At 65.5% G+C, this 26,676-nt stretch carries 24 protein-coding genes; 11 read left to right on the forward strand and 13 right to left on the reverse strand.

Going from position 1 to position 26,676, the window contains the following annotated elements; translation table 11 throughout:
* The first annotated feature begins 171 nt into the window (after nt 1-171).
* The 4 genes from VGV58_RS21245 to VGV58_RS21260 all read left to right on the forward strand — a co-directional run bounded on the left by VGV58_RS21245 (nt 172) and on the right by VGV58_RS21260 (nt 4,397).
* A complete protein-coding gene (locus tag VGV58_RS21245) occupies nt 172-1,227 on the forward strand; it encodes an alcohol dehydrogenase (protein WP_326876006.1) in 1,056 nt (351 codons plus the stop codon).
* 40 nt (nt 1,228-1,267) lie between these two features.
* A complete protein-coding gene (locus VGV58_RS21250; RefSeq protein WP_326876007.1) occupies nt 1,268-2,758 on the forward strand; it encodes an aldehyde dehydrogenase family protein in 1,491 nt (496 codons plus the stop codon).
* Nucleotides 2,759-2,785: 27 nt separating this feature from the next.
* Complete coding sequence (locus tag VGV58_RS21255) at nt 2,786-3,559, forward strand: enoyl-CoA hydratase/isomerase family protein (protein ID WP_326876008.1); 774 nt, start codon at nt 2,786-2,788, stop codon at nt 3,557-3,559.
* Between the two features lie 67 nt (nt 3,560-3,626).
* On the forward strand, nt 3,627-4,397 hold the full coding sequence (locus VGV58_RS21260) for an enoyl-CoA hydratase/isomerase family protein (RefSeq protein ID WP_326876009.1): 771 nt from the start codon (nt 3,627-3,629) through the stop codon (nt 4,395-4,397).
* A gap of 164 nt (nt 4,398-4,561) precedes the next feature.
* Here the strand turns inward: VGV58_RS21260 and VGV58_RS21265 are convergent, their stop codons facing one another.
* Nucleotides 4,562-5,080, reverse strand: coding sequence for a MaoC family dehydratase (locus VGV58_RS21265; protein ID WP_326876010.1), 519 nt, complete (start codon nt 5,078-5,080; stop codon nt 4,562-4,564).
* Between the two features lie 115 nt (nt 5,081-5,195).
* Here VGV58_RS21265 and VGV58_RS21270 point away from each other — a divergent pair, with 115 nt between their 5' ends.
* Nucleotides 5,196-6,125: a tripartite tricarboxylate transporter substrate binding protein gene (locus VGV58_RS21270; RefSeq protein ID WP_326876011.1), complete on the forward strand. Its 930-nt coding sequence runs from the start codon at nt 5,196-5,198 to the stop codon at nt 6,123-6,125.
* Between the two features lie 85 nt (nt 6,126-6,210).
* On the opposite strand, the gene VGV58_RS21275 is transcribed toward VGV58_RS21270, so the two are convergent.
* The 3 genes from VGV58_RS21275 to VGV58_RS21285 form a co-directional block, all read right to left on the reverse strand.
* Entirely contained in the window at nt 6,211-7,383 is a 1,173-nt protein-coding gene (locus VGV58_RS21275) for a CaiB/BaiF CoA transferase family protein (RefSeq protein ID WP_326876012.1), read from the reverse strand.
* Nucleotides 7,384-7,451: 68 nt separating this feature from the next.
* On the reverse strand, nt 7,452-8,429 hold the full coding sequence (locus VGV58_RS21280) for a Bug family tripartite tricarboxylate transporter substrate binding protein (RefSeq protein WP_326876013.1): 978 nt from the start codon (nt 8,427-8,429) through the stop codon (nt 7,452-7,454).
* 42 nt (nt 8,430-8,471) lie between these two features.
* Nucleotides 8,472-10,127 carry a flavin-containing monooxygenase gene (locus VGV58_RS21285; protein ID WP_326876014.1) on the reverse strand — a complete coding sequence of 552 codons (1,656 nt, stop codon included), beginning with the start codon at nt 10,125-10,127 and terminating at the stop codon, nt 8,472-8,474.
* A 134-nt stretch (nt 10,128-10,261) separates the two neighbouring features.
* On the opposite strand from VGV58_RS21285, the gene VGV58_RS21290 reads away from it, so the two are divergent.
* Nucleotides 10,262-11,128, forward strand: a complete 867-nt coding sequence (locus VGV58_RS21290) for an HpcH/HpaI aldolase/citrate lyase family protein (protein WP_326876015.1) — start codon at nt 10,262-10,264, stop codon at nt 11,126-11,128.
* Nucleotides 11,129-11,135: 7 nt separating this feature from the next.
* Here the strand turns inward: VGV58_RS21290 and VGV58_RS21295 are convergent, their stop codons facing one another.
* Entirely contained in the window at nt 11,136-11,855 is a 720-nt protein-coding gene (locus VGV58_RS21295) for a FadR/GntR family transcriptional regulator (RefSeq protein ID WP_326876016.1), read from the reverse strand.
* Between the two features lie 421 nt (nt 11,856-12,276).
* Here VGV58_RS21295 and kce point away from each other — a divergent pair, with 421 nt between their 5' ends.
* The 3 genes from kce to VGV58_RS21310 are packed head-to-tail and all read left to right on the forward strand — an operon-like array spanning nt 12,277 to nt 15,470.
* A complete protein-coding gene (gene kce / locus VGV58_RS21300; protein WP_326876017.1) occupies nt 12,277-13,209 on the forward strand; it encodes a 3,5-dioxohexanoate:acetyl-CoA acetone transferase in 933 nt (310 codons plus the stop codon).
* 20 nt (nt 13,210-13,229) lie between these two features.
* Nucleotides 13,230-14,393: an acyl-CoA dehydrogenase family protein gene (locus tag VGV58_RS21305; protein ID WP_326876018.1), complete on the forward strand. Its 1,164-nt coding sequence runs from the start codon at nt 13,230-13,232 to the stop codon at nt 14,391-14,393.
* Nucleotides 14,394-14,444: 51 nt separating this feature from the next.
* A complete protein-coding gene (locus VGV58_RS21310) occupies nt 14,445-15,470 on the forward strand; it encodes an NADP-dependent oxidoreductase (RefSeq protein ID WP_326876019.1) in 1,026 nt (341 codons plus the stop codon).
* Between the two features lie 11 nt (nt 15,471-15,481).
* On the opposite strand, the gene VGV58_RS21315 is transcribed toward VGV58_RS21310, so the two are convergent.
* The 8 genes from VGV58_RS21315 to VGV58_RS21350 form a co-directional block, all read right to left on the reverse strand.
* Nucleotides 15,482-16,714: an ABC transporter substrate-binding protein gene (locus tag VGV58_RS21315; RefSeq protein ID WP_326876020.1), complete on the reverse strand. Its 1,233-nt coding sequence runs from the start codon at nt 16,712-16,714 to the stop codon at nt 15,482-15,484.
* Nucleotides 16,715-16,855: 141 nt separating this feature from the next.
* Nucleotides 16,856-17,848, reverse strand: coding sequence for an NADPH:quinone oxidoreductase family protein (locus VGV58_RS21320; RefSeq protein ID WP_326876021.1), 993 nt, complete (start codon nt 17,846-17,848; stop codon nt 16,856-16,858).
* Nucleotides 17,845-19,029, reverse strand: coding sequence for a CaiB/BaiF CoA transferase family protein (locus VGV58_RS21325; protein WP_326876022.1), 1,185 nt, complete (start codon nt 19,027-19,029; stop codon nt 17,845-17,847). The genes VGV58_RS21320 and VGV58_RS21325 overlap by 4 nt, the downstream gene beginning before the upstream one ends.
* Nucleotides 19,030-19,055: 26 nt before the next feature.
* Nucleotides 19,056-19,784: an ABC transporter ATP-binding protein gene (locus tag VGV58_RS21330; protein ID WP_326876023.1), complete on the reverse strand. Its 729-nt coding sequence runs from the start codon at nt 19,782-19,784 to the stop codon at nt 19,056-19,058.
* A complete protein-coding gene (locus tag VGV58_RS21335) occupies nt 19,781-21,565 on the reverse strand; it encodes a branched-chain amino acid ABC transporter ATP-binding protein/permease (protein WP_326876024.1) in 1,785 nt (594 codons plus the stop codon). Before VGV58_RS21335 ends, VGV58_RS21330 begins: the two co-directional genes overlap by 4 nt.
* Nucleotides 21,562-22,437: a branched-chain amino acid ABC transporter permease gene (locus VGV58_RS21340; protein WP_326876025.1), complete on the reverse strand. Its 876-nt coding sequence runs from the start codon at nt 22,435-22,437 to the stop codon at nt 21,562-21,564. Before VGV58_RS21340 ends, VGV58_RS21335 begins: the two co-directional genes overlap by 4 nt.
* Before the next feature lie 93 nt (nt 22,438-22,530).
* A complete protein-coding gene (locus VGV58_RS21345) occupies nt 22,531-23,709 on the reverse strand; it encodes an ABC transporter substrate-binding protein (protein ID WP_326876026.1) in 1,179 nt (392 codons plus the stop codon).
* A gap of 206 nt (nt 23,710-23,915) precedes the next feature.
* Nucleotides 23,916-24,638 (reverse strand): SDR family NAD(P)-dependent oxidoreductase, encoded by a 723-nt coding sequence (locus VGV58_RS21350; protein WP_326876027.1) that lies wholly within the window; start codon nt 24,636-24,638, stop codon nt 23,916-23,918.
* A gap of 207 nt (nt 24,639-24,845) precedes the next feature.
* On the opposite strand from VGV58_RS21350, the gene VGV58_RS21355 reads away from it, so the two are divergent.
* Nucleotides 24,846-25,778 carry an alpha/beta hydrolase gene (locus tag VGV58_RS21355; protein WP_326876028.1) on the forward strand — a complete coding sequence of 311 codons (933 nt, stop codon included), beginning with the start codon at nt 24,846-24,848 and terminating at the stop codon, nt 25,776-25,778.
* A gap of 18 nt (nt 25,779-25,796) precedes the next feature.
* Complete coding sequence (locus tag VGV58_RS21360; protein WP_326876029.1) at nt 25,797-26,651, forward strand: SDR family oxidoreductase; 855 nt, start codon at nt 25,797-25,799, stop codon at nt 26,649-26,651.
* The last annotated feature ends 25 nt before the right edge of the window (nt 26,652-26,676 follow it).

Consider the following 26,676-nt stretch of genomic DNA (forward strand, 5'->3'; position numbering starts at 1 on the left):
TGCGTGCGGCAAGCGTAACCGTCATCATGGCCTCCCCTGCGGTTTTTCTATCGTTCTTGGGGCAGAGTTTCAGCCGACTCTGAAAAATAGTCAATGGCCCTACCATTGACACATTATCGGCTTCGACATAGCCCTTGAGCCAACGAGAATGACGTCATGGGAGGCGGAGCCATGCGCCGGATGCGCTGTTACCAGGTCAACGAATTCGGCGGCTCGATCGAGCCGGCGGAGATAGAGCTGCCGCCGCTGCGGGGCGCGCAGGTGCGCCTGCGCGTGATCGCGGCGGGCTTGTGTCACAGCGATGTCCATATCTGCGAGGGCCATTACGATCTCGGCGGCGGCCGCAAGATCACCTTTGCCGACCGCATCAAGTTCCCGCGGGTGCTGGGTCACGAGGTCTCGGGCGAGATCGTCGAACTCGGCCCGGAGGCGCGTGGCGTCGCCATCGGCGATGTCTGCCTGGTCTGCTCGTGGATCGGCTGCGGCGAGTGCGAGCAATGCGCTCAAGGCCTCGAGAACCTCTGCCTCAAGCCGCAATTCGTCGGCGTCAACCGCGATGGCGGCTTCGCCGAATTCGTCGATGTCCCCCATCCCGATTATCTCATCGATCTGAAGGGCCTCGACCCGGTTGCCGCGGCACCCATGGTCTGCTCGGGGCTGACGACCTACAGCGCGCTCAAGAAGTTCGGGCCGCTGGCCGGCCGGCGCCCCGTGGTGATCATCGGTGCCGGCGGACTCGGCCTGATCGCGATCGCGATCGCCAGGATGCTCGACGCCGCCGGCGTCGTCGTCGTCGAGCTCGATGCGGCCAAGCGCCAGGCTGCGCTGGACGCCGGCGCCTTGGCGGCGATCGCGCCCGGCGACGGCGCGACCGACGGCATCAGGCAGGCGGTCGGCGGCTCGGTCTGGGCGGTGCTCGACCTTGTCGGCAGCGGCGCCACGGCACAGCTCGCCGTCGATGTGCTCGACAAGACCGGCAAGCTCGTCGTGGTCGGCCTCTTCGGCGGCGCCGTCGAGCTGCCTGTGCCGATGCTGCCGCTGAAGGTCCTGACGATCCAGGGCAGCTATACCGGTTCGCCGGCAGAGCTGCGCGATTTCGTCGCCCTCGCCCACGCCAAGGGCTTGCCTTCGGCCCCGCTCGACAGGCGTCCGCTGTCGGCGGCGCCGGTGGCGCTGAGGGATCTCAAGGAAGGCCGCGTCGTCGGCCGCGTCATCCTGCAGCCGTGACCGCTACGGGCCCATCTGGGCCGAGCCAATGGAGATGCCGATGAACAGCCATACACCGGCGGCAGCGCCGCATCCCTATCTCACCCAGCCCGACAAGGGCCATTTGATCGACGGGCGAATGGTGCCCGCGCGCTCCGGCCGCAGCTTCGACACCGTGAACCCCGCCACGGGGCAGGTGATCGCCCGGCTCGCCGAGGGCTCGGCGGAGGATGTCGATATCGCCGTCGCCTCGGCGAGGCGCGCCTTCGAGGGGCCGTGGAGCCGCTTCACACCCTATCAGCGCCAGGCATTACTGGTGCGCGTCCATGAACTGCTCGACCGCCATTTCGACGAGCTCGCCCTGCTCGAGACGCTGGACATGGGCGCGCCGCTATCGCGGACGAAGGCGTTCCGGAGCTATCTGCAGCAGGTGGCGCTCTACTATTCGAGCCAGGCGGTGAACACCGCCGGCGAGACATTGCCGAACTCCCTGCCCGGCAGCATCATGACGATGAGCCTCAAGGCGCCGGTCGGCGTCGTCGGCGGCATCATCCCTTGGAACGGTCCGCTGATCAGCCAGTGGTGGCTGCTCGGCGGCGCTCTCGCGACGGGCTGCACGCTGGTTCTCAAACCGGCGGAGGATGCTTCGCTCAGCGTGCTGCGAATGGTCGAGTTGCTGCACGAAGCCGGGATGCCGGAAGGCGTCGTCAATGTCGTGACCGGCTATGGCGCCGTCGCCGGCGAGGCGCTGGCGCGCCACCCCGGCGTCGACCGCGTCGCCTTCACCGGCTCGACCGAGACCGGGCAGCGCATCATCGAGGCCTCTACCTCCAACATCAAGCGGCTCCAGCTCGAACTCGGCGGCAAGTCGCCCGACATCGTCTTCGCCGATGCCGACCTCGACATCGCCGTACCGGGCGCCGCCATGGCAGTGTTCAACAACAGCGGCCAGGTCTGCTATGCCGGTTCGCGGCTGTTCGTCGAACGCAGCATCCAGGCCGAATTCGTCGAGCGCCTCGCCGCCTTCGGCAAGACGCTGCGCGTCGGCAACGGGCTCGACCCGGCCGTGAATCTCGGTCCGCTGATCTCGCAAAAGCAGCTCGACCGTGTTCTCGGCTATATCGACATCGCCGAGAAGGAGGGCGCGGTGCTGGCGGGCGGCGGCGGCCGCCTCGGCGGCGAACTCGCCGGCGGCTATTTCGTCGAGCCGACGATCTTCGCGCAGGTCCGCAACGACATGAGGATCGCGCGGGAGGAGATCTTCGGGCCGGTGATCTCGGTCATCCCGTTCGACACGCCGGACGAAGCGTTGAAGCTCGCCAACGACACCGTCTACGGCCTCGGCGGCGCGGTCTGGACCCGCAATATCGCGACGGCGCTGACGATGGCACGCGGCATCCAGTCGGGGACGGTCTGGGTCAACTGCTACGGCATGGTCGACCCGGCCGTCGGCTTCGGCGGCATCAAGATGAGCGGCTACGGCAACAAGGGCGGGCCGCACCATGTCGACGCCTTCCTCTATCAGAAGAACGTCTACATCAATCATGGTTGAGCGGCGGCGCGAGAAAGGCACGAACTGATGGCGATCGACTTCGAGATCGACGAGGGGATCGCGACGATCACGATCAACCGGCCCGAACGGTTGAACGCGATGGATGCGGATCATTACCGCGCCCTGTCGGAAGCCTGGATCAAGGTCCGGGACGACAACGACATCCGCGTCGCCATCGTCACCGGTGCCGGCGAGCGCGCCTTCACCACCGGAGCCGACATCAAGAGCTTCGTCGCCTCCCCGGCCGATTATTCGCAGATGTGGCTGACGCAGCGCGACCAGCTGCTCAATCGCGGACTGGAGGTCTGGAAGCCGGTGATCTGTGCCGTGAACGGGCTTTGCCTCGGCGGCGGCATGACATTGCTGATGGGCACCGATCTGCGCGTCGCGGCCGAGCACGCCACCTTCAGCCTGGCCGAGGTCAAGCGCGGCGTCATCCCGGCCAATGGCGGCACCCAGCGCGTGCTGTCTCAGCTGCCCCATGCGATCGCGATGGAGATGCTGCTCACCGGCGACTCCATCGACGCGCAGGCCGCGTTGCGCTGGGGCCTGATCAACAAGGTCGTGCCCGCAGGCGAGGTACTGGATGCCGCCAGGGACTATGCCCGCCGCATCGCATCGGCTGCTCCATTGGCCGTGCAGGCCGCCAAGGAGCTGGCCATTCGCGGCAAGGACATGGACCTCACCACCGGCCTGCGCATGGAGCAGTTGGTCCTGAGGCTGCTGCAGGCGACGGACGACGCAAAAGAAGGCCCTGCGGCCTTTGCCAAAAAGCGACCACCCGAATTCCAAGGGCGATGACGACGCGCCAAATGTCGCGACAGGTGCCGCGCACGGCACGCCGCCTTGCAGCAGGAGCAGCTCCCAGATGACTGTCGACCTCGAGATCAACGGGCCGGTCGCCACTGTCCGGCTCAATCGGCCGGACCGGCTCAACGCGCTCTCCGAGGAGATGAAGGAGGCGATGCCCGACATGTTCGGGCAGGTGAACCGCGATCCGGCGATCAAGGTCGTCGTGCTCTGCGGGGCCGGGCGCGGTTTCTGCGCCAGCGGCGACACCTCGACCATGGGCCGGTTCACCGCCGTCTCCGGACGCGAGCGCTTGAAGCGGGCGCATCGGATGATCATCGCGCTGGCCAATATCGAAAAGCCCGTCATCGCCAGCGTTCGCGGGCCAGTCGCCGGCATCGGCTGGAGCATGGCACTGGCCTGCGACATGATCGTCGCCTCCGAGACGGCGGTTTTCTCCCAGGTCTTCCGCAATGTCGGTCTTTCGCCGGATGGCGGCGCGATCTACTTCCTCTCCAAGGTCCTCGGTGAATTGCGCGCCAAGGAACTGGTCTATAGGGCGCGCAAGCTCCCGGCCGAAGAGGCGTATTCTCTTGGTCTCGTGACGAGGCTGGCAGCGGATGCCGAGCTCGAGGCGACGACGCAGACGCTTGTCGAAGAGCTCGTCGACGGGCCGCATTTCTCGTTCGGCACGACCAAGAAGATGTTCAAGCTGCTGCATTCGCCGAGCCTTGAGACCTTCCTCGATGCGGAGGCCTGGGCGCAGGGGGTCAATCTGATGACCGGCGATCACAGCGAAGGCATCCAGGCCTTCGGCGAGAAACGCAAACCGGTTTTCAGCGGACAATAGCCGGCGCAGATCGTGCCCGAGCCCGTGGCATGCTAGAGCGGCTTTCGATCTGATCGAAAGCCGCTCCAGACTCCGCCGATCTTACTCAAGGCGAGATCACCATCCCGGCCGGAGCGAAGCCTCGCCGAGATGACAACGACGGCTCGGTGCGAAATCGGCGCGCTCTAGGCGGCAGGGCGCTTGCGCTGCAATCCCGAGCGGCGGCATTGAGCGACGAGATCGCCGTGTTGATTATAGGCCCGATGCAGGAACGTCACGATGCCGACGTCCGGCCGCGACCGGCTATCGCGCAGCTCAACCACCTCGGTTTCCACCCTGATCGTATCGCCATGAAATAGCGGCTTGGGAAAGCGGACCTCGTCCCAGCCGAGATTGGCGACCGCGGTTCCGAGCGTCGTATCGCCGACCGAAATGCCGACCATCAGTCCGAGGGTAAAGGCGCTGTTGACGAGGCGTTGGCCGAATTCGGTCTGCGTTCGGCAATATTCCTCGTCGAGGTGAAGATAGGCAGGATTATGCGTCAGCGCGCTGAACCAGACGTTGTCGGCTTCAGTGATGGTGCGTCGGATCTCGTGCCTGAAGCTTTGCCCCACGCTCAGTTCGTCGAAAAACAGGCCAGCCATTTGGCTCTCCGCTCTAGACCGGGCAAGCGCCCCGGCGACACAGCGCCGGCCACTCACCATTGACTGAAATATATAATGGTCCTACCTTTTAATTAGCAAATGCCTCGCGCACAAGAGCAATGATGGGAGGATGGTTATGAAGGTAATGTGCGCGAAAGCGCTTTGGCTTGCGGCCGTGCTGGGCTGGCCCGGTTCCGCGACCGCGCAGGACTATCCGCAGAAGCCGATCCGCATGATCGTGCCCTTCGCGGCAGGCGGCGGCACCGATGTGCTGGCCCGGATCGTCGCGAACGGGCTGGCCGAGCGGATGAAGACGCAGGTCGTAGTCGAGAACCGCGCCGGGGCCGGGTCCGTCAGCGGCACGGATGCCGTAGCGAAGGCAGCGCCCGACGGCTACACGATTCTCTACAATTCGGTCGCCTACGCCATCAATCCGGGCGTCTACAAGAGATTGCCCTATGCGCCGGCCGACCTCGTTCCCGTCGCGCTCGCCGGCAGCGCCCCGCTCGTCCTTGTCGCGCATCCCTCGGTACCGGCCAAGGATCTCAAGGAACTGATCGCGCTCTTCAGGTCCAAGCCCGGCGAATACAATTACGGCTCCTCCGGCAACGGCACGACGTTGCACATGGCGGCCGAGATGTTTCGCTCGATGGCCAAGGTCGACATCGTCCACGTGCCTTATCGCGGCGCAGCGCCAGCCATGACCGACCTCATCGGCGGGCGCGTCGCCCTGGTCTTCGACCAGGTGTCGACCGCCGCTCCGCTGGTCGAAGGTGGCCAGCTGAAAGCGATCGCCGTGACAACCAGGACGAGATCCAACCTGCTGCCGAACACGCCGACGCTCGACGAGGCGGGGCTGCCCGGCTACGAGACCTATACTTGGAACGTCGTCGCGGTTCCGCGCGGCACGCCGCAGCCGATCATCGACAGGTTGAACCGGGAGATCGTCGCGCTGATGGGGGACGCGCCGATACGCAAGCGCTACGATGAACTCGGTGCGGAAACGAGCAAGCCCCTATCGCCCTCCGAGGTCGCCGCCTTCGTCAAATCCGAAACCGACAAGTTCGGCGCGATCGCCCGCGAAGCGGGTGTCTCGATCGAGTAGAGAGTAAGAAGGCCTGCCGGCAGGCCGGCAGGCCTGTTCTTTGCCGAGGCGGAATAGAGGCGGCAGGCGGAGCCGCGGCCCCCGTCTACTCGGCAGCGCTGATCCGATCCTCAAGCAGCCCGAGCTCGGCCAGGATCTCGTCGGTATGCTCGCCATGCAATGGCGGCGGCAGGTCGGGTCGGGCGATGGCGCCATCGAAGCGCACGGGCTGTGCGATCGCGTGCAGCGCGCCCGTTTCCGGCCGCGAGTAATCCATCACGATACCGCTGGCCTGCGTATGCGGATGCTTCAGAAGCTGCTCGAGCGAGTTGATCGGCGAGCACGGAATGCCGGCGTGCGACAGTTCCTCATGCCAGTGCGCGACGGTGCCGTGCAGTAGCGCGGCCTGAACAAGCTCCAGCGTGCGCGGGCGATTGCGAACACGGTCGGCGTTGGTGCGGAATTCGGGATCGTCGACGAGATGTTGCAAGCCAGTGGCCGCGCAGAACTTGCGCCAGAGATTGTCATTGGCGACGCCGATCATGATCGGGCCGTCGGCTGCCTCGAAGGCCTGGTAAGGGCAGAGCGATTCATGGCTCGAGCCGCACTTCTTCGGCTGCACCCCGCGCTCCCAGAAGCTCTGCAGATTATAGGCCATCAGGCCCATGGCGGTGTCGTAGAGCGAGACGTTGACGGTACCGCCCTTGCCGCTGCTCTGCCGTTCGAAGAGCTTCGCCAGGATCCCGGTCAGTGCATGCATGCCGGTCATCTGGTCGATCGGTGAGATCGGGCTGCGGATGTGGCTGCCGTTCTCGTCGCCGGTCAGTGCCATCACGCCGCAGAAGGCTTGCAGGATCACATCGTAACCGGGCGCTGCCCGCATCGGACCGGTGCGGCCGAAGCCCGAAATGCTGCAATGGATCAGCCGCGGATTGATCGCCTGCAAGGTCGGCGCATCGATCGCCAGACGTTCGGCGACGCCGGTTCCGAAGCTCTCGACCGCGATGTCGGCGGTCTTCGCCAAGCGATGGACGATGTCGCGCCCACGCTGCGTCTTGAGATCGACCGCGATGCTGCGCTTGTTGCGGTTCACGCTCAGGAAGACCGCACCGAGGCCGGGCGCCCGGAACGGCGGCCAGCCGCGCGTCTCGTCGCCGAGCTCGACGGGCTCGACCTTGATCACGTCGGCGCCCATCTCGCCGAGATATTGGGTGCAAAGCGGACCGGCCAGGACTTTGGTGAGGTCGAGGACGCGGACGCCGTTCAAAGGCTTCGACAATGCGATTCTCCCACGCCGTCACGGACGGCGTTCAACCATGAAGGATTTCGGCCTGCGCTATGGCCCGGTCATTTCTTCTCGATCTTGGCGATCTCGACCAGTTTCACCCAGCGGGCAGCGTCCTCGTCGACATAAGCGCCGAGTTCCGCTGGCGTCGTCGAAAGGATTTCCGAGCCGATCTGGTTGACGAAAGCGATCATCTCGGGCTCGCGCAGCAGCTCGTTCAGCGCCGAGTTCAGGCGCTCGATCACCGGTCGCGGCGTTGCCGCTGGAGCGAAGGCCGCGACCCAGGCCACGATGTTGAAGTCAGGGACACCCAGCTCCATCAACGTCGGGGTATCAGGCAAGGTCGGCACACGCTTGGGGCCCGTCACCGCCAGAACCGGAAAGCGCTTGTCCTGGATCATTCCGAGCGCGCTCGCCGGATCGGGGAAGAAGACGTCGATGCGATCGCCGATCAGGTCCGTCAGGGCCTGCGGCGAGCCGCGATAGGGCACATGCTCCATGTCGAAGCCGAGGCGGGCCTTGAGTAATTCGGCCGAAGCGCGGCTCCCCATGCTGCCGCTACCATAGGAGAGCGAGGGATTGGCTGCCTTGGCGGCCTTGACGAAACCTGCGAAATCCTTCGCCGGCAAGCCCGGCCGGATGGCCAGGATGAACGGGATGCGAATGATACCGCCGACCGGAGCAAAGTCCTTCTTCGGGTCATAGGGCAGGTGCCGATAGACGCTCGGATTGGCCGAATGCGTCGTGTTGGTGGTGATGAGAAGCGTGTAGCCGTCCGGCGTGGCGCTGGCCACCATTCGACTGGCAATGATTCCGTCAGCGCCAGCCTTGTTCTCGATAACGAAACCTTGCCCCAGCTTTCGCTGAAGACCCTCGCTGACCTTGCGGGCGACTGCATCGGTCGCGCTGCCGGCCGGGAATGGCACCACGATGGTGACGGGCCGGGTCGGGAAGTCTGGTCCCTGCGCCCTGCCCGCTGTCGTCGCGCCGACGCACATCGCCGCGGCCAGCATCACCGCGAACGCGTTTAGTTTCGTCATCGTTTGCTCCCTCGCGCTGCTGTCGAGCGTCCCCGGTGTGCGTCAGGCCGTCAGGCGGTCGGTGGCCCGGCTCGTCCGGCAGCTGAAGCCCCGATAGCCGTCTTCCGCGATCTCGGCGCAAATCCTGCGATAGTTCCCGAGTCCCCCGACATAGGGCATGAACATGCGCGTCTTTCCCGGGATGTTGGCGCCCATGTACCAGGAGCTGGCGCTCGGATAGAGCGTCCGCTGGGCGGCGGCGTTGACCTCCTCGGCCCACCGACGCTGGGCCTCCGGCTCCGCTTCGATGATGTCCAGGCCCCGCGAACGCAGATGCGCGAGGCAGGCTGCGATCCAGTCGACATGCTGTTCAATCGAGACGATCATATTGCTCAGGACGGAGGGACTGCCGGGGCCGGTGACCGTGAACAGGTTCGGAAAACCGGCGACCATCAGGCCGAGATAGCTCCTGGGCCCGTCCTGCCATTCCTGCCTGAGCGTCCGCCCACCCTGTCCCGCGATATCGATCGCCGTCAGCGCGCCTGTAAGCGCATCGAAACCGGTCGCGAACACCAGGATATCGAAGGGATGCGTTTCGCCTCCGGCGATGACGCCATCCGGCGTTATGCGTTCGATCGGATGCTTGCGGGCGTCGACGAGCCGGACGTTCTCGCGGTTGTAGGTGGCATAGTAATCGGTGTCGACGCAGATGCGTTTTGCGCCGAGCGGGTGGTCATGCGGCAGCAGCGCGGCGGCCGTGTCGGGATCGGCGACGATCTCCCGGATCTTGCCGTGGACGAAGGCAGCCGCGGTACGGTTCGCCTGCTCGTCGAGCAGCAGATCGTTGAAGGCGTGCATGAAATTCGCACCGCCCTTCTGCCAGCGGCGCTCGTATTCCTGCGATCTTGCCGCTTCATCGACCTGCAGCGCGCCCTTGTCGCTGAATTCGTAGATCGTCCCTGACCAGGTCGTCTCGCGCGCCCGCTTCCTCAATGCGGGATAGTCGCTCTTCCACGATTGCTCGTAAGCCTCGGTCATGTCCCAGTTGCGGGCCGGCACGCTGAAATTCGGCGTGCGCTGGAAGACCGTCAAATGCTCCGCCTGCCGGGCGATCAACGGAATCGCCTGGATGCCGGAGGAACCGGTACCGATCACTCCGACACGCTTGTCGCGGAGATCGACTGGTTCATGTGGCCATTGCGCGGTCTGGAGAATGCGGCCAGCGAAACTGGCGAGGCCGTCGATTGCGGGCAATCGCGAGGAGGAGAGACAGCCAGTGCACATCACGCAATAAGTCGCTTCGATGAGCTCCCCGTGAGCTGTCTCAAGCGCCCAGCGGACGGCCTGCGGATCGAATGTCGCGGCAACGATGCGGGTGTCGAGGACGACGTCGCGGCGCAGATCGAAACGGTCGGCGACATGGTTGATGTAACGCAAGATCTCGGGCTGCGTCGCGAACCGCTCGCTCCAGTGCCACTCCTGCTCGAGCGCCGCATCGAAGGAATAGGAGTACTGCATGCTCTCGACATCGCAGCGCGCGCCTGGATAGCGGTTCCAGAACCAAGTGCCGCCGATATCGCTGCCAGCCTCGTAGACGCGAGCCCGAAATCCTAGGCTGCGCAGCTTGTGCAGCAGGTAGAGACCGGCGAACCCCGCCCCTACGATCGCGACGTCGAGGTCAGATGTCTGCGCGCTCGATTTTGATTGGGTGTGTGCCACGTCGTTTCCCCGCTCGGCGATCTGCGCCTTTCGCGCGTTGGGTCAACGTTAGGCCGGTTCAACTCAATGGTCAAACCATTTGACGATTATTCCGGATTTGCATTAAGAGCTGGCGCAGCCAAGGAGAGAAACGGATGAAACTGCGTTCCATGTTGTTCGTACCGGCCGACAGCGAACGAAAGTTCGCCAAGGCCAATGCAAGCGGCGCCGACGCCCTGATCCTCGACCTCGAGGATTCGGTTGCACCCGATCGCAAAATGATGGCGCGCCAAATGCTGAAGGACCTTGTGCAGCCTGACCCGAGGCGAAGCTGGTCGTTCTGGGTGCGCATCAATGCGCTGGATACAGGCTTGACGTTGGATGACCTCTCGGCAGCGGTGCAGCAAGGCCTCGACGGGATCATGATCCCGAAGGCCAATGGCGCTGCCGACCTTGAGCGGATTGGCCACTATCTCGACGCCCTCGAGGTGCGCAGCGGCATGGCTCGCGGCACGGTAAAGGTCGTCGTCGTGGCCACCGAGACACCAGCTGCGATGTTCAATCTCGGCAGCTATGCGCCGGCGCATGAGCGGTTGGCTGGCTTGACCTGGGGTGCGGAAGATCTTGGCGCCGTGATCGGCTCCAGCGCCAACAAGCAGAGCGACGGCGACTGGACGCAGACCTACCGTATCGTCCGCTCGATGTGCCTGTTCGCGGCGGCGGCGGCCGATGTTGCACGCATCGACACGCTCTATGCCGATTTCCGGGATCCTGCCGGGCTTGAGGAGAGCTGCAGGATGTCCCAGCGTGACGGGTTCACCGGGCGCATCGCGATCCATCCGGACCAGGTCGAGACCATCAACCGCTGCTTCTCGCCATCGGCCGAGGATCTCGCCCAAGCCAGGCGTATCGTCGCCGCCTTCGAATCCCAGCCCGGCATCGGAACGGTCGGCATCGATGGCAAGATGTACGACATGCCCCATCTCAAGCTGGCCCGCCGCCTCGTGGCGGCAGCCGACTGAGATAAATCTACTCGATCAGCAAATCGGACTCCTCGCGTGCCTTGGTCAGGGCACGCGAGGCCTTGACGTGGCGCTCCATCCGCCGATAGGCCGCTGTCCCGTCTCCAGCCTCGATCGCCGCCATGATCCTCGTATGGGCGCCGACGACGGCATGACGAAGCTCCAGCGTGTCGTACTCCTCGACCACCGTCGAGACCGCGACGTCGTAGGAGATGGAGTAGAGGAATGCCGCCAGCAGGTCGTTGCTGCCCGCAGCCGCGACCGCGTTGTGCCAGTCGATGTTAATGGCGGCGAATTGCTCGCGATCCGCGACCGCACCCGCCAGCTCCTCGCTCAGCTCGCGCAGGCGCTGCAGGTCGCCTTCCGTGCGACGCTCCGCGGCCATCCGCGCAAGCGGCGGCTCGAGCGCCTCGCGCGCTTCCTGAAGAGACCTGATCGATATCCGCCGCCCCCGCACGAACTGGGTAACGAAATGCGCCATTGCATCGTTACCGGGCCGGCTGACGATGATGCCCCCGAGGCGACCAAGCTTCGTCTTGATCAGCCCTTCGACCTCCAGCTTGCGCAACGCCTCGCGAACGGAGCCGCGGCTCAGACCGGTTTGCGAGACCAGCTCCCGCTCGGTCGGCAGGCGAGCGCCTTCTTCCAGCGTGCCGTCCAGAATGGTTTGCCTCAACCTGTCGGCGAGCACCTCGTAGGATTTCTGCACTGAAATCCTGCCGAGCATCGGCTCCGAACCGCGTTCCGTATCGCTCATCGCTCTCCTCGACCATAAAGGCTCGGCCAAAACCCTGCTCATTGGCGAAATGGTAGGAGCATATCAAGGCCAAACTTCGAGATCGCCAGCCCTCACGTCGAAATGACCCCGACAGATCATATCAGAATAATCCTGGCGGTTGTGACCTGAGCGGGTCCCGCGCCAAGCGATCCACCGAAATCCTTGCTTTTGCGAGCACCGCTCACCGCCTGCAAAATCATACCTGCGCAGCACAAAAAAGGTCAAACCATTTGACGATTGTCTCCATAGGATTTAGTCGATTCACATAGACCGGCGAGAGAGTGCATGGCTGGCCGGCCTGAAGACAAATCAGGATCGCGTCGCCTGCATGCGAGCTGATGCGGCCATGCCGGCGCAGGGAGGTCGTGCCATGAAGAAACTGCAAAAGGTCATCATCAGCTGCGCCGTGACGGGCTCGATCCACACCCCGTCCATGTCCGAGGCATTGCCGGTCAATGCCGACCAGATCGCCGAGCAGGCGATCGATGCCGCCAAGGCGGGAGCCGCGATCCTGCATTTGCACGCCCGCAACGAGGCCGACGGCTCGCCCTCCTCGGCGCCCGAGGACTATATGCGCTTCCTGCCGCGCATCAGGCAGGACTGCGACGCCGTGGTGAACATCACCACCGGCGGCGGGCTCGGGATGAGCCTCGACCAGCGCCTGCTGGCTGCCAATACGCTGAAGCCCGAGCTGGCCTCGATGAACATGGGCTCGCTGAACTTCGGCCTATTCCCGGCGGCGGAGAAGATCAAGACGTACAAGCAGCCCTGGGAACAGGGCTATCTGGAGATGACGCGCGATTTCATTCTCTCCAACACCTTCGCGCAGATCGAGCGCGGCATCGGTGAGCTCAGCGCGCACGGCACCCGATTCGAGTTCGAATGCTATGATGTCGGCCATCTCTACAACCTGGCCTGGGCAGTCGAGCGCCGGCTCGTCCAGCCGCCTTTCCTGGTGCAGTGCATCTTCGGCGTGCTCGGCGGCATCGGCCCCGACACCGAGAACCTGATGCACATGAAGCGCGTCGCCGACTCCCTCTTCGGCGACGACTACATCCTCTCGGTGCTCGGCGCCGGCCGCCACCAGACCAGCCTGGTCACCATGGGCGCGATCCTCGGCGGCTGCGTGCGCGTCGGACTGGAGGATTCGCTCCATCTCGGCAAGGGCGTGCTGGCGCGCTCGAATGCCGAGCAGGTCGCCAAGATCCGGCGTATCCTCGGCGAGCTCTCGCTGGAGGTCGCGAGCCCCGACGATGCCCGCGCCATGCTCGGCCTCAAGGGCGCTGACAAGACGGCCTTCTAGATCAAGCGAGAGTTCCTGAGATGATCGAGCTGAACGACGACCAGCGAGCGCTCTGCGACGGTGTCGCCGCAGTATGCAGGCGCTTCGACGACGAGTACTGGGCGGCCTGCGAACGCGACGCCCGCTTCCCGCGCGAGTTCCACCAGGCGATGGCGGCCGATGGCTGGCTCGGCGTCACCATGCCCGAGGAATTCGGCGGGGCCGGGCTCGGCGTCACCGAAGCTGCATTGGTCATGCACACGGTCGCCGGCTGTGGCGGCGCAATGGCGGCGGCCTCCTCGATCCACATCAACATGTTCGGCCCGCACCCGATCGTGGTGCACGGCTCACCGGAGCAGAAGCAGCGTTGGCTGCCACGGCTGGTCTCGGGCGAGGATCAGGTCTGCTTCGGCGTGACCGAGCCCAATGCCGGGCTCGACACCACCAACATCACCACCTTCGCCACCAAGGTCGAGGGCGGCTACCGCGTCTCCGGCCGCAAGATCTGGACCTCGACCGCGCAGGTCGCCAGCAAGATCCTGCTGCTCACCCGCACCACCGCGCGCAAGGACGCCAGACGCCCGACCGAGGGCATGACGATCTTCTACACCGATCTCGACCGCTCGAAATTCGAGGTGAAGAGCATCGCCAAGCACGGCCGCGCCGCGGTCGATTCCAACATGGTCTTCATCGACGATGTCTTCATCCCGGAGGAAGACCGCATCGGCGAGGAAGGCAAGGGCTTCAGCTACCTGCTCGACAGCCTGAATCCCGAGCGCGTGCTGATCGCCGTCGAGGCGATCGCGATCGGCCAGGACGCACTCGGCCGGGCCGCGCGCTATGCGCGGGAGCGCAACGTCTTCGGCCGGCCGATCGGCCAGAACCAGGGCATCCAGCACCCTCTGGCCGAGCGCTGGATCGCACTTGAGGCTGCCTGGTTGATGGCGATGAAGGCGGCCACGCTCTACGACGCCGGCAAGCCCTGCGGCGCCGAGGCGAACGGCGCCAAGTTCCTCGGCGCCCGCGCCGGCTACGACGCCTGCCTGCAGGCGGTGATGACCCATGGCGGCATGGGCTATGCCAAGGAATACCAGGTCGAGCGGCTGCTGCGCGAGGTACTGGTGACGCGGCTTGCCCCGATCAGCGAGCAGTTGATCCTCTCGTTCATCGCCGAGAAGGTGCTCGGGCAACCCAAGTCGTATTGAGAGCCGCCCCTGCGGCCGTGTTGGCGAAACCGAAAAGCGAGGATTCATCCCGTGAACAACCGTCAGTGGCGCCTCGCAGAGCATCCCCAGGGCATGCCGAAGGAACAGAACTGGAGCTTGCACGACGCACCGATACCGGAGCCCGGCCCGGGCCAGATCCTGGTCAGGACGCAATGGCTCTCGCTCGACCCCTATATGCGCGGGCGCATCAGCCCCTCGGCGAACTACGCCAAAGGCGTCGCGATCGGCGAAGTGATGCAGGGCGGCGGTCTCGGCGAGGTCCTCGTCTCGAACCACCCGGATTGGAAGCCGGGCGATCTTGCCGAGGCGATGGGCTTCGGCTGGCAGGAATACGTCGTTCTGACGCCGGATCTACCGGGCTCCGCCAAGGCCAACAAGGTCCGCTCCGATCTGGCACCACCGCAAGCCGCGCTGTCCTGGCTCGGCATGCCCGGCCTCACCGCCTATGTCGGGATGTTCGAGATCGGCCGGCCCAAGCCCGGCGACACGTTGCTGGTCTCGGCCGCTTCAGGCGCGGTCGGCCAGATCGTCGGCCAGATCGGCAAGCTTTCCGGGGCACGGGTGATCGGTATCGCCGGCTCCGACGAGAAACTCGCCTGGTGCCGCTCGGTCGGCTTCGACGAGACAATCAACTACAAGACGGTCAACGACCTCGCCGGCACGCTTGCCGCTATCGCCCCGGGCGGCATCGACGTCTTCTTCGACAATACCGGAGGCCCGATTCACGACGCCGCACTGCGCAATCTCGCGACCGCCGCCCGAGTGGTCATCTGCGGGCGCATCGCGCTGGCGAACGATTTCGGCCAGGACGATATCGGCCTGCGCGCCTCCTCGCGCCTGATCGTGACCCGCGCCATGCTGCAGGGCCTCGTCGTCTTCGATTGGTGGCACAAGCGCGACGAGGCTTTCGCCCGCCTGGCGAGATGGCACCGTGATGGGCGGCTGCAGACCAAGGAAGACGTCATCGACGGCTTCGAGCGCGTCCCCGAAGCCTTCCTGCGGATGATGTCGGGCCGCAACTTCGGCAAGCAGCTCGTCAGGCTGGCCTCAGGCTGAGCCCGAGGGACTCAGCCTGCCTTGGCGAAGGGGCAAGCCGCAGGATCGGCCGGAGCGAAGGCTTCGGCCGCCGGCAGCCCCCCGACGACCTTGTAGAGATCCCATTCGCCCTTCGATTCGGCCGGTGTCTTGACCTGCAGGATGACCTGATCGCGCATCACCTGCCCGTCCGGCCGGATCCGGACATTCTTCGACATGAAGTCGTTGACGGGCGTCGCCTTCATATGCGCGACGATTGCCGCATTGTCGTCGCTGCCGACGGCCTTCACCGCTTTGAGATAATGCAGGGTTGCGCCGTAGGCGCTGGCCTGGATCATGTTCGGCATGCGCTTGAACCGCTCGAGGAAGCGCTTGGCGAAGGCACGGCTCTCGTCATTCTGGTCCCAGTAATAGGTCGAGGTCTCCAGCAGTCCCTGGGCGGTCTGCAGCCCCATCGCCTTCACGTCGTGCAGGGTCATGCTGAGCGGCGCGATGAGTTGCTTGGGGCGGATGCCGAACTCGTCAGCCTGCTTGACGACGTTCGGCACGTGGACGCTCGTCGTCGCCAGAGCGAGAACCTTCGCACCGGAGGACTGGGCCTTGAGCAGGTCGGACGAGAAATCGACCGTATCGAAGCCGTGCCTGGCCGAACCGATCACCTTGCCGCCGGCGGCCTGGATCATCGCCGTCGTGTCGTTCTGGACAGTGTGGCCATAGGTATAGTCCACGGTCAGGAAGAACCAGCTGTCTCCGCCGGCCGCGATCATCGCCTTCACCACGCCGATCGCCTGGCTGTAGCTGTTGTGGTTCCAGTGGATGCCGTTGGGTCCGCACTTCTTGCCGGTCAGGTCAGCGCTCGACGACGAGATGAAGATGACGGCCTTGTTCTTGTCCTTGGCGAGCTCCTGAACGCCGAGCGCGACGCTGGTGATGCCGACGTCGAAGATCGCGCTGACCCCGTCATCGTACCAGCGCCGCGCCAGGCTGATGCCGATATCGGGCTTGTTGAGGTGATCGCCCGGGACGATCTCGATTGGGCGGCCGAGGACGGAGCCGCCGAAGTCTTCGACCGCCATCCTGATGCTCATGAACGAGCCCGGGCCGGAGAGATCGACGACGATGCCGGACATGTCGCTGAGGGCGCCGATCCGGAAGGGCTTCCCCTGAGCCGCCCCCCTGCCCGCGGCGAGCAACGGCGCCGACAGAGCAGTTGCGACAAGGGTACGGCGGCTGATGCTGCGAGGCGATGCCATATGCGACTTCATGGTGCTCCTCCCAAAGGCCGCCCGGCCGGTCTCTCCCCGGCTCGTGCGAGACGCGCTGCGCTCGAACCTGCCAGGTTGGCCCTGGTCAGCGGGCGACTTCCCGGCTACGGTGCGAGAAATCTGATAATTGGTCAAACCTTTTTATGATTTACTGATGCGGACGACATTTTTGCCGACGGTGCGGCGGGCGAGAATGTCCTCGTAGCCGCGAATGACGTCCTCGAAGGCGTAGATGCAGCCGACATGAGGCGAGATGCGCCCGTCCTCTATCCATCCCAGCATCCTGTGATAGTCGGCCATCCCCCTACCGCCGGTGGTTTCGATCGCCAGGCGTGCCTCGACGCCGATTATCGAAATCATCTTCACCAGCAGGACATTGGTCTTGGCGAGAGCAGGCAGGCCGGAGGTGAAGCCGACGACCAGGATCCGCCCCCCCGGCGCGATCGCGCGCATCGAGAGCTCGAACGCCTCCCCGCCGACGGGATCGAGATAGACATCGGCCCCCCGTCCCCCGGTGAGCTCCTTGATTCGATCGCGGGCGTTCTCCGTACGCAGGTTGATAACGTGATCGGCGCCAAGGGCCCTGACCTGAGCAAGCCGACCATCATCGCTGCCGGTGCCTATGACTGTGGCGCCCATCGCCTTGCCGAGCTGGACGGCGGCGACGCCGATGCCGCCGGCCGCGCCATGCACAACAAGCGTCTCGCCGGCCTTCAGCCCGCCCCTGTTCTCAAGGGCGTTGAAGCAGGTCCAGTAATTGATCGGATAGGCAGCGGCCTGCTCGAAGGAGATCGTGTCGGGCTTGGCGAAAACGAAGGCCTGCGGCATGACCGCATACTCGGCCAGGCCGCCGCCCTCGAGACTGAACGAGAAGGCAGACACCGCGTCGCCGAGTTTGAACTGATTGACCCCCTCGCCGCAGGCGGTGACGATCCCCGCCATCTCGCTGACCGGGACATAAGGCAGCGGCGGTGTCTTCTGATAGGTGCCCTTGAGCACCAGCGTCTCGCCGAAATTCAAGCCTGCCGCAATCACCCTGATCTGGACCTGGCCGGGCCCCGGCTGCGGAACCGGTATGTCCTCTACGGCCAGGACGAAGGGATCCTGAAACGCCCTGCAGACCCAGGCCTTCATGGTTGAGTCCCCGCTCCGGCGATCGAGAGATCGGCGAGCACTTCCTCGGTGTGTTCGCCCAGCAGCGGCGCGTGCCGCCGGAACTGCGCCGGTGTCGCGGAGAAGCTCGCCGGGTGAACGGGTTGGCGATATCGGCCAAGCAGAGGATGCTCGCGCTCCTCCAGCGAGCCGCAGGCAATGACGTGCGGATCGTCATGGATCTGGTCCGGGCGGTTGACCGGCGCATAGACCGCCTCGACCGTGGCGAGGCGTGCGAGCCAATCCGCCGCCGGGCGCTGCTTCAGCGCCGCCGCGACCTCCTGATTGAGCGATTTCGCATTCGAGAAGCGCTGCGCGATCGTCGCGAAACGGGCATCCGCGAGCAGGTCCGTCCGCTCCAGGACCTGGCATACGGCCTCGAACTCATCATTCGACACGAAGCCGAGCACGATCGGGTCATCCGCAGTCGGGAAGATGTAGCGTATGCTCGACAGCAACCCGCCCTTGCGCACCCCCTCGCCGACCAGCGTGTCCCAGGGCATCGATTCCGGCCAGATGAAGGCGAGCGCCGCATCCAGCATGTTCACTTTCACATGCTGGCCAAGCCCGGTGCGCGCGCGGTGCAGCAACGCCGCCGTGGCCGCCTGGGCGACGATGAGGGAGGTGACCTTGTCGGTGATCGCCTGCTGGACCTGATGGGGCTCGCCGCTCCCGGTATCCGCCTGCACGCTGGCAAAGCCGGCGATCCCTTGCAGCACGACATCGTAGACTCGGCGCCGACGGCCGATCCCGGTCTCGCCGAGCCCGCTGATGGAGACGTAGATGATGTCCTCGCGCAAGGCCCGCAGATCGTCATAACCCATGCCCAGGCGCTCCACCACGCCGGGGCGGAAGTTCTGGACGACGACGTCGCACTGCCTGGCGATCGCGCGCGCGGTCTCGACATCGGCAGGCGATTTCAGGTCGAGCAGCACCGAGCGCTTGTTGCGGTTGACGTTCAGGAACATCGTGCTCATGCCCGCGACGCCTTCACGCGACGAGCCTACCTGCCGGCCTTGATCTCCGCCCGCCGACTCGATCTTGATGACATCGGCGCCCTGATCGGCGAGCAGCATCGTCGCAAAGGGACCGGCAAGGGTCGAGCAGAGCTCGAGCACGCGATAGCCGGCGAGAGGGCCCGTCGGCACGGCATCTTGCGTCATGTCGTCTTCTCCTGCGGCTTGCCTGTTCAACCGTGGCCGAGATAGCCGATCTGGAGCGCCGCGCCGGTCGCCTCGTCGTCGACGCCGCCGCGGAACGAGATCTGGCCGTGATCGATGACGACGATGGTGTCGGCATGTTTCATGGCGTTGGTCGCGAGCTGCTCGAACACCACCACTGCGACGCCCTCCCGGCGCAGCTCGCTGAGCAACGCGTAGACGCGGTCGGTCAGGATCGGCGCCAGCCCGAGCGAGGGCTCGTCGACGAGGACGAGACGTGGCGACGCCATCAGGGCGCGACCGACCGCGAGCATCTGCTGTTCGCCCCCGCTGAAGGTGATCGCGGCGCGTTGCCGCCCTGAGCGCAGCGCCTCGGGCATCAGCTCGTAGATCCGCGCCAGACGCCGCGCGCGCTCGGCGCGGCCGGCGCCGACCGCGCCGAGGATGAGATTCTCTTCGACGGTCAGTTGGCCGAAGAGCCGGCGACCTTCCGGAATCAGGGCGACGCCGAGATCGACCAGACCGCGCTCGCCGGCGCGCCCGCCAACGTCCTGCCCCTCCATCGACAACCGACCCGCTTGCGGTTTCAGGGCGCCGCTGGCGACGAGGGCGAGCGTCGACTTGCCCGCCCCGTTCGGCCCGAGCACAGCAGTGAAGCTGGCCGGTGCGATCGCCAGATCGACACCGTCGAGCGCAAGGACGCCGCTGTAGCGGTGAACGACGTTCTCAAGCGAAAGCAGGGCGGAACCGGTCTTCACGAGGCCATCACCTTTCGTGCCTGAGACAGATCCGATGTCCCGAAATAGGCGCGCAGGACCTCGGGATGCTGCCGGACGTAATCGGGGTCGCCCTCGACCAGCAGGCGCCCGAACTCCAGCGCCACGACCTTGTCCGAGACCGCCATCACCTCCTGAACCGCATGGTCGATGATCAGGATCGAGACGCCGGCAGCGCGCATGGCGTCGAGGATGGTGCGGATGGCGCGCCGCTCTGCCGCATCGAGCCCTGCGAAGGGTTCGTCGAGAGCGATCACCGAGGCGCCGGTCGCCAGGATGCGTCCAACATCCGCGACCTTCTGGATGCCGAAGGGCAACATGTCCGGGAACTCGTCCGCATAGGCCGCCAGACCAAGCCCGGCAAGGATGCGCTCGGCGACGTCGGCCGCAGCAGATTCCGGCAAACCGGCAGCCCGGCGGCGCCCGGCGCCCAGCGCGGCGGCGGTCTCGAAGGTCTGGCGCAAGGTCAGCTCGGCAAACAGCTCGGCATGCTGGAAGGTCCGGCCGAGCCCGGAGGCGATGCGCGCATAGGCGGGCAGGCCGGTGAGGTCTATCTCGCCAAGCCGGACCACTGCGCCCTGGACCGGCTGGTAGAAGCCACTGCAGACATTCAGCAGCGTTGTCTTGCCCGCCCCGTTCGGGCCGATCAGGCCGATCGAGGTTCCCGCCGGCAGGACGAGACTGACCCCGTCCAGGGCCTTCACGCCGCCGAAATGCACCGAGACGTTCTCGAGCCGAAGCGCGGCGCTCGCCGGAGGAAGCAGCTCGCGCACGAGGGCGGTCAGCGTCACGACGTCGACGGCTTCAGCAGGCACCGCCGCACGCGATGTCGGCCGCAGCAGTGTCCTGAGCGAGGGGACGATACCGCGCCTCAGGAACAGCAGGATCAGCACCGTCGCCGAACCGAAAACGTAATAGGCCACGGCCGGAACAGCCCGCGCCAGCTCCGGCACCGTCACGATGAAGGCGGCCCCGAGCAGAGCCCCGAGCGAGCTGCCGGCGCCGCCGACGACGGTCGCCACGATCAGCTTGACGCCGCCGTCGAGGCCGAACCCCAAAGGATCGATATAAGCGATGGAGTAGGCCAGCCCGATCCCCGCAAACGAGGTGATCGCGGCCGACAGGGCGAAAGCGCGGGCATTCTCGCGCTGAGGATTGAGGCCGATCGCCATTGCCGCAGTGCGCTGGCTCTTCACCGCGAGCCAGCCGCGCCCGACATGGCTGTCAGCGACCACGTCGACGAGCAGGAACACCAGCGTCGCCAGTGCGATGCTGAGAACGAAGGCCCCTCCGAGGCTGATGCTCGCACCTGTGAGCAATAGGCGGGGCGGATCGACCGTCATCCCCTGCTGGCCGCCGGTGACCTCGACCCAATGCTCCATCACCTCGCTCGCGGCAAGGCTGAGCGCCATCGTCAGCAGACCGAAATAGAGCACGGAAAACCGGCCGGTGCTGAGCCCCAGCACATAGCCGAACAAGCCCGCCCCGAGGAAAGCGGCGACGAGAACGGCTTCGACCGGCAGGCCAAGGGCCGTGAGATTGGCGGCGAGATAGGCGCCGAAAGCGAGGAAGGCGGTGTGCCCGAGCGACCAGATGCCGGTCAGCCCGGCGAGCATCGAGACCGCGAGCACCGCGATCGAGAAGAAGGCGATCGAGGCCACCACATATTGGGCGTAGCTGCTCAGGACCTGCGGCAAGCTCACCAGCGCAGCTGCCGAAAGACCGATGGCCAGGATGAGAGACCGTCTCGTCAGCGCACTCATACCCGGGCGCTCCGGCCCGAGCCCATGAAGCCGGCGGGCTTGATGAACAGCACCGCGACGATGACGGCGAATACGATGGTGTCGCGATAATTCGCCGACATGTAGCGGCCGACGACATTGTCGAGAATACCAATGACGAAGCCGCCGACCGCAGCGCCCGGCAGGCTGGTCAACCCGCCCAGGAACACGCCGGCAAAGGCGCGGAACAAGGCCGAGAGCGTCAACGCCGCGCTGGCCGAGGTCTCTATGGCCAGGAAGAAGGCGGCAAGGCCGGCAAGAGCGCAGCCGAGGAACCAGGCGAGCGCCGCGATCAGCCCCGGCCGCAGGCCGATGATGCGAGCGGCAAAATGATCCTCGGCGCTGGCGCGCATCTGAATGCCGAGCATGGTGTAGCGGAAGAACCAGGCCACGGCCGCCATTGCGACGAGCGCGATCGCGGACGTCGCGATCTTCGACCAGCTCAGCGAAATGCCGAAGATCGAGATGCTGCCGGAAACGAGTGGCGGCACGGCCAACGGCCGATGGCCCCAGATCGTGGCGATGACGGCATGAATCAGCAGACCAAGGCCGATCGTCACCACCAGCGCGACGAAGAGACTGGCATGGCCGGCGCCGAGCGGGCGGATCAGCACGCGCTCGGTCGCGACGCCGAACAGCCCCGAGAACAGGATCGCCACGGCGAAGCCGGCCGCGACGGAAGCTCCTGCAGCCATCGCCGAAAGGCCGACGAAAACGCCGAGCGTCGCGATATCGCCAATGGCGAAGTTTACCGTATCGGTCGCCCGAAAGATGATCACCAGCCCGAGCGCAAGCAGGGCATAGGTCGATCCGCTGACGAAGCCAGCGGCGATGACGGGAAGAAGGTCCGACATGCTTTCTCGCAATAGGGACAAGTGAAACGGCGCCGGAACACGTTTGACAAAAGCGCGCTCCGGCCGGCGAGCCGTGTCGGTTCTCGGCCTGGATCAGTTCTTGGCTTCGATGAAGTCGCCGACCGTGACCCATTTGCCGCCCTTGAGGACGACGGGTTGCACGGAGCGCGTCCCAAGATGGCGCTCCGGCGAGAACGAGACCTTGCCGATGATGCCGGTGTCGAACTCCTTGATCTTGTAGAACGCCTTGACCAGCGACTCGCGCGTCAGCGGTTCGTCAGCCTGCTTCAGCGCCTCGACCATCACCTTGGCCAGGGCGAAGGTGAGTAGCGAGACATAGTCCGGCTCTTCCTTCGGCGCGTATTTCGCCAGCAGCTCACGGTACTCTTTGACGCCCGGAGCATCCGATTCGAGTGGCAGCGTGTAGTAGACACTTCGCAGCCCCTCGACGGCATCTCCGCCCATTACGACGATCTCCTTATTGACCGCCGGGGCGTAGGAGAAAATCTGCGTCTTGATCGCCTGTTGCTTCACTTCTTTGGCGAAAGCGGCGAGTTCGCCGACGGCGCCCACGAAGACGACAGCGTCAGGTGCCTTGCGCCTGACCTCGAGCGCGATCGGCGCGTAATCCGTCGTTCCGAACTTGACGGACATGAACTCGATCTTGGCGTCGGCAGAGACCGACCTGACCCCCGGCTCCGTAGCTTTGGCCGCCGCCTCGAACTGCGCGACCGCGGAATGGATCACCAGGATGTTCTTGAAGCCGTCCTTTGCCGCCCAATGGCCAAGCACCCAGCATTGATCGTCATACGGCACCTGGGCGCCGATGAGCAGGGGCCGAGGTGGAACGAACCATTTGATGTCGCTGGCGAACGGTATGACGAAGGGCACGCCCTCCTGGGTGAGATAGGGCAGAGCTGCCGAGCTCTGTCCGGTTCCGAACGCGCCCTGGATGGCGAAGACGCCGTCGCTTCCAACGAGCTTTCGCGCCGCGGTGACGCTTTGCTGGGCATTGTACTGGCTGTCTTCCGTGATCAGCCTGATCTTGCGTCCCTTGATGCCGCCCTGATCGTTGATGTGGCTGTAATAGGCGTTGAGGCCGGCGACCCCAGGCAGCCCGTAGACGGCGAGATTGCCGGTCAGCGCGGTCCAGGAGCCGAGCTTGATCTCCGTCGGCGTTACGCCCGGCGTGTCCTTGGCGCCCGCAGCGCCGACACCGAGAGCCGAGGCCAGGAACAGGGCTCCGGCCATGCCGGTCAAAGTGCTTCGCATAGTTTCCTCCCAGGTTCGGCGCTTGGTGCGTCTCGTTCGGCTTGCGACGGGTGTCAGCTCTCCGTCGGCAGCTCTTCGCGCCAATCTAGCCGCGCCTGAAAAACTGTCAAATGGTTAAACCAAAAACAGTTTGATATATTGACGAGCCGCGCGTGCGGCCAACCTCGATCGCCCGCCCTACCGCCGATCCCGCCGAACGAGGCCTCTTACGAAGCGATGAGGCCGCCATCGACATTGATGGTCTGACAGGTGACGAAAGAGGCGTCTTCGCTCAGCAGGAATGCGGCGACGGCAGCGACCTCGGCCGGGCGGCCGATCCGCCCGAGTGGGATTTCGGCCGCAATGGCGTCCTCTCCCTTCAGCGCGATGACTTCGGCCGGCATTGGCGTATCGATCACGCAGGGAGCGAGTGCATTGACGCGAGCATGCGGCGCGAAACGCCGGCCAAGGCCGCGGACGAGGCCGACCAGCCCGGCCTTGGCGATGCCATAGGGCGTGTGCTGCGGTGCGCCCCGCCGAAAGGCTGACGACGAGACGAAGACCTGGCTCATGACGCGCCCCGGATCGCGGGCCGCGAAAGCAGCATGAGCGGCCAGATAGGCGCTGGTGAGATTGCCGGCAATCGCACGCTCATAGACCGCCATGTCGTCGATGCCGTCGGGGTCGCGCTCGAACACCCCCGCGAGGTGAACAAGCCCCGTCACCACGCCATGGGAGCTTGCAAGGAAGCCGCGCGTGTCATCCGCGCGCTCGAAACCACAGACCCGTAAGGTGATCTTGCCGTCGAGGCCCTGGGTCACCTGCCGCAACCGGTCAAGGGCCCGATCGGAGACGTCGGCACAGAGGAGATGCCGGTTGGGGCGCGCCAGTTTTCTAACCGCCTCAACGCCGATGCCACCGGCCGCTCCAGTGATGACGATGGTCTCCATATGGCCACTCCCGACCCGTTGGGTGAAGACGCCGCCCGCGACTCTCGGGGCGCTGGGCAAGACGTCGGCGCCGCAGCACCTGTTTCTTCGTCGGGCTGAGCCTAGAGGCTATTTTTCTTTGGTCAAACCATTATACTGAAATTGTGCATGGCTACCGAAGTGGCCACCAGCCCCGCGCGAAGACCCCGCCCGACAGGAGCTCAGCCAATGGCGCTTCACCCCTTCATCCAGGCCGTGCTCGCAAAGCAGCGCGAGATGGGCCGACCCGCGATTTCGTCGTGCAGCCCGGCCGAGGCGCGGGCCCTGATCGCATCCGGACGAGCGGGCCTGGGGCCCGGACCTGAGATGGCGCGCGTCGAGCAGATCGAGATTCCGACCCGCGGCGGACGCATTCCGGCCCGTCTCTTCGTCCCCGAAGGCGAGATCCGGGCGCTCATCGCCTATGCCCATGGCGGTGGCTGGGTAATCGGCGAACTCGACGATTTCGACAGCTTCGCGCGCACGCTGGCGGCGCGCGCGCAGGCCGCCGTCCTCCTGATCGACTACCGCCTGGCGCCGGAACACCCGTTCCCGGCTGGGCTCGAGGATTGCGAGGACGCCCTCGCCCGGCTGCGATCGACCAAGGAGCTGTTGGGCCGCGAAGTCCCAGTCGTCATCGCCGGGGATAGCGCCGGTGCGAACCTGATGACCGTGGCGGCACACCGCCTGCGTGGCCGGTTCTCGCCGCTGCTCCAGGTCCTGCTCTATCCGGTGACCGATTGCGATCTCGGGCGCGCGAGCTACCGCAGCGAGAGCGACGGCATGCCGATCACCCGCGCCGACATGGTCTGGTTCTTCGATCACTACGTGCCGGACGGGCAGCGCGCCGACCCCGCGATCTCCCCACTCAGGGAGCCTGACCTTTCCGGCATGCCGCGGACGCTGATCATGGTCGCGGAACATGACGTGCTGCGCGACGAGGGCGAGGCCTATGCGGCCCGGCTGCGCGAGGCTGGCACCGAGGTCGAGCTGAAGCGCTATGACGGCGCTCCGCACGGCTTCATCAGGATGCACAACCTCTACGACACCGCGGATCGGGCGGTGAGCGACGTGGCAGCCGCCATTGCCGGGGCATTGGCCTCGGCGCGGGCCGGCGCCTGACCGGAAGGGGAGCGGCCGATGCAGGAGCTTTCAGGCAAGACCGTCCTGGTCACCGGCGCGGCCTCGGGAATCGGCCTGGCGATTGCGAAATCCTTCCTCGCCGCCGGAAGCCGGCTTGCCCTCGCCGACATAGACGAGGACAGGCTGGAACGGGCCGCCGCCGATTGCGAACGCATCGGGCCGGCAGCCACGCCGATCCGGCTCGACGTCGCCTCGGAGGCGTCATGGGCACAGGCGCTGCGGGAGATCGAGGGGCGGCTCGGCCCTGTCGACATCCTCTGCAACAATGCGGGGATCGGCTCGGCGCGCCAGCCGTTCGGGCAAATGACACCCGAGGCGTGGCGGCGGGTTTTCGACATCAACGTACATGGCGTCTTCTATGGTGTTTCGGCGATCCTGCCGGGAATGCTGAAGCGTGCCTCGGCCGCCCATATCGTCAACACCGCCTCGATCCTTGGCCATTTCGCCCGGCCGGATGTCGGTGAGTACGTCGCCGCCAAATATGCGGTCCTCGGCTTGTCGGAAACCTTGCGGATGGAACTCGCCGATACGCGCGTTGGCGTCTCGGTCCTGTGTCCGGGAATGGTTTCCACGCGAATTGGCCAACCATCCGGGAGCCATGGCGAGCCGGGCCCGGTCGCGCCCGCGAGCCCGCAAGCGGGCGCCAGGCCGCAGGGGCTCGAAGCCGACCGGGTTGGGGACGCCGTCGTGGCCGCAGTGCGCGAAGGGCGGTTCTACATCTTCACGCATCCCGAATATGCCGGACTGCTCGGCCAGCGCTTCGACGAGATCGGCCAGGCATTGGCCTCCTCGGCGGCGCTGGGCCCCGCCGAGGACGTCTCCTATCTCGGCAGCGGCTTCAGCAGGGGCTGAAGCCGGCTCGTTCACAATCGCGGCC

This window comes from Allobosea sp., assembly GCF_035944895.1.
GTDB lineage: Bacteria > Pseudomonadota > Alphaproteobacteria > Rhizobiales > Beijerinckiaceae > Allobosea.